General features: G+C 76.4%; 5 protein-coding genes. 4 read left to right on the top strand and 1 reads right to left on the bottom strand.

The annotated features are described in order from the left end of the window. Nucleotides 1–55: 55 nt before the first annotated feature. Nucleotides 56–862 (bottom strand): thioesterase II family protein, encoded by an 807-nt coding sequence (locus tag ACZ6Z8_RS14210; protein WP_465609470.1) that lies wholly within the window; start codon nt 860–862, stop codon nt 56–58. A 298-nt stretch (nt 863–1,160) separates the two neighbouring features. Here ACZ6Z8_RS14210 and asnB point away from each other — a divergent pair, with 298 nt between their 5' ends. Genes asnB through ACZ6Z8_RS14190 form a run of 4 tightly spaced genes read left to right on the top strand, consistent with a single transcriptional unit; the run spans nt 1,161 to nt 11,972 of the window. Continuing rightward, on the top strand, nt 1,161–3,044 hold the full coding sequence (asnB, locus tag ACZ6Z8_RS14205; protein WP_465609469.1) for an asparagine synthase (glutamine-hydrolyzing): 1,884 nt from the start codon (nt 1,161–1,163) through the stop codon (nt 3,042–3,044). Then, complete coding sequence (locus ACZ6Z8_RS14200) at nt 3,041–3,784, top strand: aspartate/glutamate racemase family protein (protein WP_465609856.1); 744 nt, start codon at nt 3,041–3,043, stop codon at nt 3,782–3,784. The genes asnB and ACZ6Z8_RS14200 overlap by 4 nt, the downstream gene beginning before the upstream one ends. After that, on the top strand, nt 3,781–5,526 hold the full coding sequence (locus ACZ6Z8_RS14195; RefSeq protein WP_465609467.1) for a non-ribosomal peptide synthetase: 1,746 nt from the start codon (nt 3,781–3,783) through the stop codon (nt 5,524–5,526). The genes ACZ6Z8_RS14200 and ACZ6Z8_RS14195 overlap by 4 nt, the downstream gene beginning before the upstream one ends. Then, nucleotides 5,523–11,972 (top strand): amino acid adenylation domain-containing protein, encoded by a 6,450-nt coding sequence (locus tag ACZ6Z8_RS14190; protein WP_465609465.1) that lies wholly within the window; start codon nt 5,523–5,525, stop codon nt 11,970–11,972. Before ACZ6Z8_RS14195 ends, ACZ6Z8_RS14190 begins: the two co-directional genes overlap by 4 nt. Nucleotide 11,973: the final 1 nt, after the last annotated feature.

Raw genomic sequence — 11,973 nt, 5'->3', positions numbered from 1 at the left:
TTCCGGACGAACCGCCACCCGCCGGCCGGCCCCGCGGGGGGCCGGCCGGCGGGGGTCAGACGCCCTGGGCCTCCAGGCCCGCCCGGGCCTCCGCCGCGAGCTCCACGAGCACCTCGGTCCGCTGCTGGTGCAGGAAGAAGTGGTCGCCGGGCAGGATGCGGTGGCGGAAGCGCGCCGCCGTGGTGCAGCGCCAGCCGGTGATCCACTCCGGACCGGCCATCAGGTCGTCCGTGCCGCCGAGCGCCAGTACCGGACAGGGCAGCACGGTCGGCCGGATCCGCTCGTTGTACTCGGCCAGCAGTGTGACGTCCGCCCGGAGCACCGGCAGCAGCATCCGCATCAGGTCCTGGAACTCCAGGACCTCGGCAGGAGTGCCGCCGAGGTCGACGAGGCGCTCCAGGAGGTCGTCGTCGGTGAGGTCGTGCAGCTGGGCCACGTCCGGCGTGCCGGGTGCCCGGCCTCCCGAGACCACCAGGGACAGCGGCAGCGGCCGTCCGTCGGCGGCGAGCCGGCGGGTCGTCTCGTAGGCGATCCGCGAGCCCATGCTGTGCCCGAGGAGGATGAACGGCTCGTCGGCCGGGCGGCTCGCCAGCACGGCGAGCATGCCGTCGACGACCTCGTCCATGCCGGCCGCCGGCGGTTCGGCGAGGCGGGTGCCCCGGCCGGGCAGCTCCACCGGGACCACCGTCAGGTCCGGCTGGCCGGTGTCCCGGGCCCAGGGCAGGTAGGCGCTGGCGGAGCCGCCGGCGTGCGGCAGGCAGTAGACGCGTACGGCCCCGGACCCCCCGTCCGGCTCGGCATCACGGTGCCACGGCGTCCAGCGGGCCACCTCGTCGGGCAATACGGCGGGCCATCCGGTCATCAATTCTTCTCTTTCGTTCCCGGTCAATTCGAAGAAGCCTGAGAACCAGGCCCCGGGAAGACTTTATGCACTGATTTTCGGATAGGTCCAGCCCGGCATCCCGACATGCCCCGGAGATTATCGATCCGGCCATGGCGGGGTCTTGTCGCGCCCGAAAACGGCAAATTCACACGGTGAAATCTTGCTCTTTCCCGGGCCATCCGACTCTGTTACGGTGCTATCCGTCCGGGCTTCTCCCGGATATTTCCGGAGTATTTCCGACGGCACGTGCGAACATCCACGGGAGAGGGCGGACACAATGTGCGGAATAACCGGCGTATTCGTCCTGGGCGGTGGTCGCCCGGCCGACGCCGAGGCGGTCGCCGCGATGACGGCGTGCCTGGTGCACCGGGGGCCCGACGAGGACGGCCACCACACCGGCGACGGCATCGCCCTCGGCTTCCGCCGGCTGGCCCTGAACGACCTCGCCCACGGCAACCAGCCGCACCGCACCGAGGACGGGACGCTCGTCTCGGTCTGCAACGGCGAGATCTACAACCACCGCGAGCTGCGCACCGCGCTCGGCCGCCGCGGCCACCGCTTCCGCACCGAGAACGACACCGAGGTGCTGGTCCACCTCTACCGGGAGTACGGCAAGGAGCTGACCGCCCACCTGGACGGCCAGTTCGGCTTCGCCCTGCACGACGCCGCCGAGCGGCGGCTGCTGCTCGCCCGGGACCGGGCCGGCATCGTCCCGCTCTTCTACACCGTCACCGACGGCCTGCTGATCTTCGCCTCCGAGGTCAAGGCGATCCTGCGCCACCCCGCCGTGCGCGCCCGGGTCGACCTGCGCGGCCTCGACCAGGTGCTGACCCTGCCCGGGCTGGTCAGCCCCCGCACCATGTTCGAGGGCATCAGCGCGCTGCGCCCCGGGGAGCGGCTGATCGCCGACCACGCCGGGGTGCGCACCGAGCGGTACTGGGACCTCGACTTCCCGCTCGCCGCCGACCTCGCCCCGGTCGCCCCCGCGGACCTGGACCGGGAGCTCGACCGGTTCGCCGACAGCACCATCGGGCTGCTCGACACCGCCGTGCGCAGCCGGCTGCTCGCCGACGTGCCGATCGGCATGTACCTCAGCGGCGGCCTCGACTCCAGCATGATCGGCGCCCTGATGTCCCGGGCCCGGCCCGGCCACGCCTGGCCCAGCTTCTCGGTCACCTTCCCCGGCCGGGACTTCGACGAGGGCCCGCACCAGCGGCTGGTCGCGGGCAAGCTCGGCACCGACCACCACGAGGTGCCGGTCGGCGAGCACGAGGTCGCCGCGCGGATCACCGCCATGGTGCGGCACGCCGAAGCCCCCGTCCGCGAGTCGTACAACGTCTGCTCGCTCGCGCTGTCCGAGGCCGTGCGCGCCGCCGGGACGGTCGGCGCGCTCAGCGGCGAGGGCGCCGACGAGCTGTTCGGCGGCTACCCCGGCTACCGCTTCGACGCCACCGGCCTCGGCGGCAGCCGGCTCACCGGCCTGGACGCCTCCCTGGAACGGGAGTTCCGGCACCGGATGTGGGGCGTCGACCTCGCCTACGAACAGGACCAGCTGCCCGCCCAGGAGTTCCGCCGCGAGCTGTACGCCGAGGACCTGGCCCCCGCGCTGGACGAGTTCTCCGTCACCGGCCAGCGCCTGGTCGACCCCGAGCGGCTGGCCGGGCGCCACCCGCTGCACCAACGCTCCTACCTCGACTACCACCTGCGGCTCGCCGACCACCTGCTCGGCGACCACGGCGACCGGATGGCCCTGGCCAACGGCGTCGAACTGCGCTTCCCCTTCCTGGCGAACGCCGTGGTCGACCACGCCACCACGGTGCCGCCGGAGCTGATGCTCGCCCACGGCCGGGAGAAGGCCGTCCTGCGCCGGGCGGCCGAGGGGCTCGTCCCCGCCGAGGTGCTCGGCCGGCAGAAGTACGGCTTCCGCGGCCAGACCAGCAGCCACCTGCTGAGCACCGGAGCCGACTGGTTCGAGGAACTGATCTCCCCCGCGACCGTCCGCCGCCAGGGCTACTTCAACCCGGACACCGTCGCCGCCCTGACCGCGCGCCAGCGCACCGACGGCCGCCAGGTGCACGCCCACCTGGACACCGACTACCTGATGCTCGTCGCGACCTTCGCCCTCTTCGTCGAGGAGTTCGACCTGCCGTGCCTGGGATGACCCTCACCGCCGCCGCACCGTCCGCCGCGCCCGGCGGCCGTCCGGACCACCCGCTGATCGGGGTGCTCGGCGGCATGGGGCCGCTGGCCTCCACCGAACTGCTGCGCACCGTCTACCGGGCCTGCCGGCTCCAGCCCGAACAGGAGACCCCCCGGCTGCTGCTGTGGTCCGACCCCGCCGTGGTGGACCGCACCGAGGCCATCGGCAGCGGTGAACTCGACGCACTGCGCCGCGCGGTGGAGACCTCGCTGCGCGGCCTGCTGGCGGCCGGCGCGGAGCGCACCGTGATCGCCTGCATCACCGCCCACCACGTGCTCGGCGACCTGCCCGCCGAACTCGCGGAGCGCTGCGTCTCCCTGGTCGACGTGGTGCACGAGGAACTGGCCGCGGCCACCGAACCGCACCTGCTGCTCTGCTCCTCCGGCACCGCCCGGGCCGGCCTGCTCACCTCCGGCCCGGCCGGCGCCCGCGCCGCCGAACGGCTGGTCGCGCTGCGCCCGGCGGACCAGGACGCGCTGCACGAGCGGATCCACCGCCTCAAGCGCGGCGAGGACCCCGCCCGCACCATCGACTTCCTGCGCGAGACCCTGCCCCGCTACGGCGTGCGGGCCTTCGTCGCCGCCTGCACCGAACTGCACCTGGTCACCAGGGCGATCGAGGACTCCGGTCTGGGCGGGGAACTGCCCTCCCTCGACCCGCTGACGGTCGTGGCCCGCCGGATCATGAACGGAGAGTTGTGAGCCCCACGAGCATCCTCGACCGCTGGGCCGACCAGGTCGAGCGCCGAGCCGCCGAACCCGCCCTCGCCACCGCCGGCCGGGACCGGAGCCACCGCGAACTGGCCGAGCTGGCCACCGGCCTGCGGGCCCGGCTCGCCGAGGGCACCGGCCCCGTCCTGGTGGCCTGCGCCGACCCCGTCCCGGTGGTCGCCGCGATCCTCGCCTGCGCCGCCACCGGCCGCGCGTTCGCCCCGGTCGACACCCGTCAGCCCGCCGCGCGCTGGGCCGCCCTGCTGGCGGACCTGCGGCCGGGCACCGTGCTCGCCGACAGCGCCGGGCGCGCCGCCCTGGCCGCCGCCGGACAGGGCGAACTGCCGCTGCTGGAGGCCGAGTCCGTCACCGGCCTGCCGTGGACGGCCGACCACTGGCGCGGCCTCGACGCCCCCGACGCCGGATACGTCTACTTCACCTCGGGCACCACCGGCCGCCCCAAGGGCATCCTGGGCAGCTTCGAGGCCGTCGCCCACTTCCTGGACTGGGAGATCGCCGAGTTCGGCATCGCACCCGGCACCCGGGTCTCCATGCTCACCTCCCCCGGCTTCGACGCCTTCCTGCGCGACGCGCTCGTCCCGCTCTGCGCCGGGGGCACCGCCGTCGTCCCCGCGCCCGGGGCGGTCCCGGTCGGCGCGGCCCTCGGCGACTGGCTGACCGAGCAGCGGATCGAACTGCTGCACTGCGTCCCCACCGTGTTCCGCACGCTGCGCGCCGCCGGGCTCACCGCCGGCTCCCTGCCCCGGCTGCGCGCCGCCCTGCTGGCCGGCGAGCCGGTCCGCCCCGCCGACATCACCTGGTGGCGCGGCCTGTTCGGGGCCGACAAGGAGCTGGTCAACCTCTACGGCCCGTCCGAGACCACCATGACCAAGGTCTTCCGCCGGCTCACCGCCGAGGACGCCGGGGCGGAGACCGTCCCGGCCGGCCGCCCGATGCCCGGGGTCGAGGTCAGCGTGCTGGTCGCCGGACGCCCCGTCACGGAGGCGATCGGCGAGATCGAGATCCGCACCCCGTTCCCGCTGCGCGGCTACCTGGGCGGGACCCCCGGCGGCTTCGCCGGGCCGGACCGCTACCGCACCGGCGACCTCGGCCGGCTGCGCGCCGACGGCGCCCTGGAGGTCCTCGGCCGCCGCGACCAGCAGGTCAAGGTGCACGGCGCCCGGGTCGAACTCGGCGAGATCGAGGACGGGTTGCGCCGCCACCCCGGCGTCGCCGACGTCTGCGCCGCGCTGGTCGAGGAGACCGACGGCGAGCCGGTGCTGTGCGCCTACCTGGTCGCCGAGGGCGTCACCGACGAGGAACTGCGCGACCACGCCGCCGAGACCCTGCCCGCCGCCGCCCGGCCCGCCCTCTACCTCCGGCTCGCCGCCATCCCGCGCACCCTCAGCGGCAAGGCCGACCGGCGGGCGCTGCCCAGCCCCGCCGCCGCCCGGGCCGGCCACACCGGCGAACAGCCGCTGGAGGGCCTGGAGGCCGGGATCGCCGAACTCTGGCGCGAGCTGCTGCACGTTCCCAGCGTCGGCCGGCACGACGACTTCGCCCTGCTCGGCGGCGACTCGCTGGGCATCGCCCGGCTGCTGGACGGGCTGCGCACCCGCTTCGGCGTCGAGGTGCCGTTGCGGGTCTACGTCGGCGCCCCCACCGTCGCCGGGCTGGCCGCGGCCGTCGCCGCCGGCCGCGACGGAGCCCGCCCGGACGGTGAGCGCCGATGAGCCGCGACACCTCCCTGCCGCTGCGCACCGACCGCGGCCGCGCCCCGCTCTCCTACGCCCAGCGCTCCATCTGGCGGGCCGAGCAGGTCCTGCCCGGCACCGCCCTGCACAACGAGAGCGCCGCCTTCCACGTCGACGGCCCGCTGGACCCGGCCGCCCTGGAGCGGGCGCTCGCCGAGGTCGCGCGGCGGCACGAGATGATGCGCTGCTCCGTCGTCCCCGACGGCACCGGCGAGCCCTGGCAGCTGTTCGCCGAGCGGGTCCGACCCACCGTCGAGACCGTCGACCTGACCGGGGTGCCCGAGCCCGAGCGGGCGCAGCGGCTCGCCGAGTCGGTCGCCCGCGCCGTGGCCGTGCCCTTCGACCTCGACCGGCCGCCGCTCATGCGCACCCACCTGTTCCGGCTGGGCGAGGACCGGTCGCTGCTGCTGTTCACCGCCCACCACATCGTGGTCGACGCCTGGGGCTTCGGCGTCTTCCTGGAATCCCTCGCCGCCTGCTACGCCGCCGAGTCCGGGCCGTCGGCCGAGCCGGCCCCGGCCGACGGCCCGGACTTCGGTGACTACGCCGCCTGGCAGCGCGCCGAGGCGGGTGACGGCGGCGGGCTCGACCACTGGACGTCCCGGCTCGCCGGGGAACTGCCCACCGCCGACCTGCCCGCCGACCCCGGCCGGGGCGGCGACCCGGTCGCCGGGGCACTGCACCACTTCACCGTCCCCGCCGAACTGGCCGCCCGGCTCAGCGCCTTCGGCCGGGCCGAACTCGCCAGCCTGTCCACGGTGCTGCTGACCGCCTTCTGCGCCACCGCCGCCCGCTGGACCGGCCAGGACGACGTGGTGGTCGGCATGCCGGTGGCGACCCGCAACCGGACCGCGCTGGCGGGCGTGGTCGGCCCGCTGCTCAACATCGTGGCCCACCGCACCGACCTCGGCGGCGAACCCGGCTTCCGGCAGGCCCTGGCCCGCACCCGGCAGCAGCTGAAGGCCGACCTCCGGCACCGGGACACCCCCTTCGACCTGGTGGTGGAGCGCCTCGGCCGCGCCGCCGGCGGGCGGACCCCGCTGTTCCAGCTGATGTACTCCTTCCACAGCGGCCCCACCACCACCCTGGAGCTGCCCGGCGTCCGGACCACCCCCGCGCCCTCGCACAGCGGCACCGCCAAGTACGACCTGACCTTCTTCCTCCGGCCGCGCCCCTCGGGCGCACTGGACGCCACCCTGGAGTACCGCACCGCGCTGCTCGCCCCCGAGACGGCGGCCGACTTCGCGGACTCGCTGCTGTGCCTGCTGGAAGCCGCGGTCGCCGACCCGGACCGACCGCTGACCGAACTGCCGGTGCTCTCCGAGCCGCGCCGCCGCGAGGTCCTGACGGAGTTCAACCGGGCACCGGACGGCGGACGCGACTGGGCCACCGTCCCCGAGGCCCTGGCGGAGCTCGCCCGCCGGGACGCCTGCGCCCCGGCCGTCGAGTCCCCCGGCGCCGCCTTCACCCGGGCCGGCGCCGACGCGGCCGCCGACCGGGTCGCCCACCGGCTGACCACCCGCCACGGCGTGCTGCCGGGCGACCGGGTGGCCCTGCGGGTGGAACGCGACGCCGCGCTGGTGCCGCTGATCGTCGGCATCTGGCGGGCCGGGGCCGTCCTCGTCCCGCTGGACGAGGCCATGCCCGCCGCGCGCGCCGAACACGTGCTCGGCGACAGCGGCGCCCGGCTGCTGATCGGCGACGGCGTGCCGGGCCTGCCCGCCGCCGACCCGGCCGCGCTGCTGGCCGAGGGGCCGGAGCCGTCCGCGGCCCCGTCGCCCGGACCGGCTCCTGAGGACCTCGCCTACCTGATGTACACCTCGGGCTCCACCGGGCTGCCCAAGGGCGTCGCGGTGCCGCACGGCTGCGTGGCCAACCTGCTGCACAGCGTGGTCTCCGCCGAGCCGGGCCTCGGCTCCGGGGACACCCTGCTCGCCGTCACCTCGGTCACCTTCGACATCTCGGTCCTGGAGCTGTTCGCCCCGCTGCTGGCCGGCGGCCGGGTCGTGGTCGCCCCGCGCGCGAGCGTCCGGGACGCCGAGGCGCTCGGCGCCCTGCTGGAGAGCAGCGGCGCCACCGTGATGCAGGCCACCCCCTCGCTCTGGCGCGGGCTGCTGGACGGCGGCTGGCCGGGGCGGCCCGGACTGCGGGCGCTGTGCGGCGGCGAGGCCCTGGACGGCGACCTCGCCGAACGGCTGCTGACCCGCTGCGCCGAGCTGTGGAACCTGTACGGGCCCACCGAGACCACCATCTGGTCCACCGTCGGGCGGGTGCGCCCCGGCGAGCCCGTCACGGTCGGCCGCCCGGTCGCGCGCACGGTCTGCTACGTCCTCGACCGGCGGCTGCGCCCGGTGCCGCGCGGCGCCGTCGGCGAGCTGGTGATCGGTGGGGCCGGCGTGACCGCCGGGTACCGCAACCGCCCCGAGCTCACCGCCGCGGCCTTCGTGCCCGACCCGGTGGACCCGGCCGGCGGCACCGTCTACCGCACCGGCGACCTGGCCCGGCACCTTCCGGACGGCCGGATCCTGGTGCTCGGCCGGGCCGACCAGCAGGTCAAGATCCTCGGCCACCGCATCGAGGTCGGCGAGGTGGAGTCCCTGCTGACCGCCCACCCCGCGGTCCGCCAGGCGGCCGTGGTCGTGGACCGCCGGCAGCCGGCCGGCCCTCGGCTGGTCGCCTTCGTCACCGCCGGGGCCGAGGACGACGCCCTGCCCGAGTCGCTGCGCCGCCACCTGCGCGAGCAGCTGCCCGCGGCCGCCGTGCCCGGGACGATCGCCGTGCTGCCCGCACTGCCCCTGAACACCAGCGGCAAGGTGGACCGGACCGAACTGCTGGGCCGGGTCGGGGAGTTCGCCGCCGTGCAGCGGACCGAGCCGGTCACCGAGGCCGAGCGGGCCGCCGTCGCGCTCTGGGCGGAGGTGCTGGGCCTGCCGGCCGAACGGGTGGGCACCGCCGACGACTTCTTCGCCGCGGGCGGCAACTCCATCGCCGCCACCCGGCTGCTCGGCCGGGTCCGGGCCCGGTTCGGCGGCGCGCCCTCGCTCGCCGAGTTCTACGCCGACCCCACCCCGGCCGCACTGGCCCGCACCCCGGAGGCCGCGGCAGCGGACGACCCGGCCGGCCGTACCGCCCGGCCCGCGCCCGACACCGTCCCGATGACCGACCAGCAGCGACAGCTGTGGCTGCTGCACCGGCTCGACCCGGAATCGCCCGCCTACCACCTGCCGGCCGAGCTGGAACTGACCGGTCCGGTCGACCGGGACGCCCTCGAAGGCGCCCTCACGGACCTGGTGGCGCGCCACCCCGTGCTGGCCGCCCGCTGCGAACTCCGGGAGGAGGGCCCCGTACTGGTGCTGGCGCCGACCGCCGCGCCGGCCCTCGCCGTCCTGGACGCGACGCCCGCGGAGGTGCCCGCGCTCGCCCGCGCCGAGGCGGTCCGGCCCTTCGACCTGGCCGCCGGACCCCTGCTGCGGCTCACCCTGGTCCGGACCGGGCCCGAGCACTCGGTGCTGCTGTGCACCGCGCACCACCTCGCGGTGGACGGCTGGTCCATCGGGGTGGCCGTGCGGGAGCTGGCCGCGCTCTACGCCGCGCGCCTCGGCCTGGCCGAGCCGCCGCCCCCGCTGGAGCTGGGCTTCGCCGACCACGCGGCCGACCTCGCCACCGAGCGTGCCGTGACCGGACGTCAGCAGCAGCTGGACTACTGGCTGGAGCGGCTCGACGGTCACCCCGGGGTCCTGGACCTGCCCACCGACGTGCCCGCCCTGACCCGCCCGGCCGGCTCCGGCGCGACCCTGCCGGTCGCACTGGCACCGACGCTGACGGCCGGGCTGCGCGAGGGTGCGGCGCGCCTTCGCACCACGCCGTTCACCCTGCTGCTCACGGTGTACGCGGCCCTGCTGGGCCGCTACGCGGGCAGCGAGGACGTGGTCGTCGGCGTCCCCGCGGCCAACCGGGACCGGCCCGAACTGGAGGCGCTGGTCGGCTCCCTGGTGAACACCCTGCCGGTGCGGGTGGACCTGTCCGGCGCCCCCTCCTTCGCGGAGCTGGTCGCCCGTACCGGGCGGACGCTGGCGGCCGACCTGGGCCGTCCGCTGGTCGCCTTCGACCGGCTGGTGGCCCGTCTCGGCCTGCCCCGCGAGCCGGGCCGGCCCAGCCTGGCGCAGGCCTCGCTGGTGTTCCAGGCCGCGCCGCCGACCGCGGTCCGGCTGGGCGGGGCCACCGGCGTGCTGCGGCAACTGCCCACCGGCACCGCCAAGTACGACCTCACGCTGGCCCTGGACGAGCACGCCGACCGGATCGACGGCGGGCTGGAGTACGCCGCCGACCGCTTCGGCCCGGACTTCGCCGCCCGGTTCGCCCGGCACTTCGACACCCTGCTGCGGGCCGCGCTGGCCGCGCCCGACGCCCCGCTGGACGCGGTCGAGCTCGCCGACCCGGGACTGCCGTCGCCCGCTCCGGCCCGCCCGGCCGGCCGGGTGCGCGCCGAGTACGCCCGGTCGGTCACCGAGCTGTTCCGGGCCCGGGCGGCCGCCCACCCGGACGCCCCCGCGATCCGCGCCTACGGCCTGACGGTGGACTACCGGCGGCTGGACGCCTGGAGCGACACCGTCGCGACCCGGCTTCTGGCGCACGGCGCCGGCCCCGGCCGCTTCGTCTCGGTGCTGTTGCCGGCCGGTCCGGTGCAGACCGCCGCGATCCTCGGCGTGGCCAAGACCGGCGCCGCCTTCGCGGTGCTCGACCCGGCCGACCCGGACGCCCGGCTGACGACCCTGCTGGCCGACGCCGAACCGGTGTGCCTGTTGGCCGCCGAGGCCGCGCTCGCCCGCCACCCGGGACTGCGCGGGGACGGCGGGGACTTCGCCGGCGTCCCGGTCGAGACCCTCGACCCGTGCCCGCCGGACGCCGGGGCCCCCGCCGGCCCCGCCCCGGCCGCCTCCCCCGCGGCCCCCGGCGACCCGCTCTGCCTGGTCTACACCTCCGGTTCCACCGGCACCCCCAAGGGCATCGCCCTCCCGCACGCGGCGCTCGCCCAGTTCGCCGACTGGCAGCGCGAACGCTTCGGCATCCGGCCGGACAGCCGGATCGCCCAGTGGGCGCCGTTCACGTACGACGCCGCCTACACCGAGGTGTTCGCCGCGCTCTGCTCGGGGGCAGTGCTCTGCCTGCCGCCGGACGGACTGCGCCGCGACCCGCTCGCGGTGGCCGAGTGGCTGCGGGCCGAGCGGATCACCCAGATCCAGACCGTCCCGGCCTTCTTCCAGCTGGCCACCGAGGCCCTGGACGCGACCGGGACGCGACTGCCCGACCTGGAGCACGTCCTGATGGCCGGCGAGGTGCTCCCGGTGGCCCTGGCCGCCACCTGGGCGCACCGCCCCGACCGGCCCCGGCTGCACAACCTGTACGGGCCCACCGAGTGCGTGCTCGCCACCCACCGGGAGCTGGCGCCGGGCGAGGAGTTCCCCACCGGGGTGCCGATCGGCCTGCCCATCCCGGGCCGCGAAGCGGTCGTGCTGGACCACCGCGGCCGGCTCTGTCCGGTCGGCGTCGTCGGCGAGATCCACCTGCGCAGCGACCTGCTGGCCGGCTCCTACCACCGCCGGCCCGAGGAGAGCGCCCGGGCGTACGTCGCCGACCCCTGGGAGGACGGCGGCCGGCTGTACCGCACCGGGGACCTCGGCCGCCGACTGCCGGACGGCGAGCTGGCGTTCACCGGCCGGATCGGCAGCCAGCTCAAGATCCGCGGCAACCGGATCGAGCTGGAGGAGATCGAAGCCCTGCTGGAGCTGCACCCCGGGGTGCGCGAGGCCGCGGCCGCCGCGCACGGCGAGGGCCCGGCCCGACGGCTGGTGGGCTACGCGGTCGCCGCGCCCGGGGTCACCGGCGCCGACCTGCGGGCCCACCTGGCCGAACGACTGCCCGCCGCGGTGGTGCCGGACACCGTGATGCTGCTGGACGCGCTGCCCAGGACCCGCACCAACAAGCGGGACCGGGCCCGGCTGCCGCTCCCCGGGGCCGCCGCCCGGCCCACCGACGCCGCCCCGCTGGCCGGCGTCGAACAGCTCGTCGCCGACGCCTGGCAACAGCTGCTGGGCGGCGGCCCGGTGGGCCGGCACACCAGCTTCTTCGAAGCCGGCGGCGACTCGCTGCTGGCCGCCCGGCTCCAGCTGGAGCTGGCCCGCCGGCTCGACCGGCCGGTCCGGCTGGTCGACATCTTCGGCCGGCCGACCATCGCCGAGTTCGCGGCCGGCCTCACCGACGGCGCCGGCAGCACGGGCGGCCCGAGCCCGGCCGCATCCGCCGAACCGCGCGGCGAACGACGGCAGAACGCCGTCCGCGCCCGGGGCAGGGCCCGCCGCGAGGCCCGCGACCGGGCCGAGGGGGCGGGCACCGCCGACCAGTACACACCGACAGGGAGGGACTGAA

It is taken from the genome of Kitasatospora sp. NPDC101108 (assembly GCF_055584725.1).
The sequence above is the reverse complement of the archived record's forward strand: the minus strand, read 5'-3'. Positions and strand labels throughout refer to the sequence as shown.

Excerpts from the sequence above, each read along its gene's own strand:
- ACZ6Z8_RS14210 (WP_465609470.1), bottom strand. The coding sequence starts at position 862 with ATGACCGGATGGCCCGCCGTATTGCCCGACGAGGTGGCCCGCTGGACG.
- asnB (WP_465609469.1), top strand. The coding sequence starts at position 1,161 with ATGTGCGGAATAACCGGCGTATTCGTCCTGGGCGGTGGTCGCCCGGCC.
- ACZ6Z8_RS14190 (WP_465609465.1), top strand. The coding sequence starts at position 5,523 with ATGAGCCGCGACACCTCCCTGCCGCTGCGCACCGACCGCGGCCGCGCC.
- ACZ6Z8_RS14200 (WP_465609856.1), top strand. The coding sequence starts at position 3,041 with ATGACCCTCACCGCCGCCGCACCGTCCGCCGCGCCCGGCGGCCGTCCG.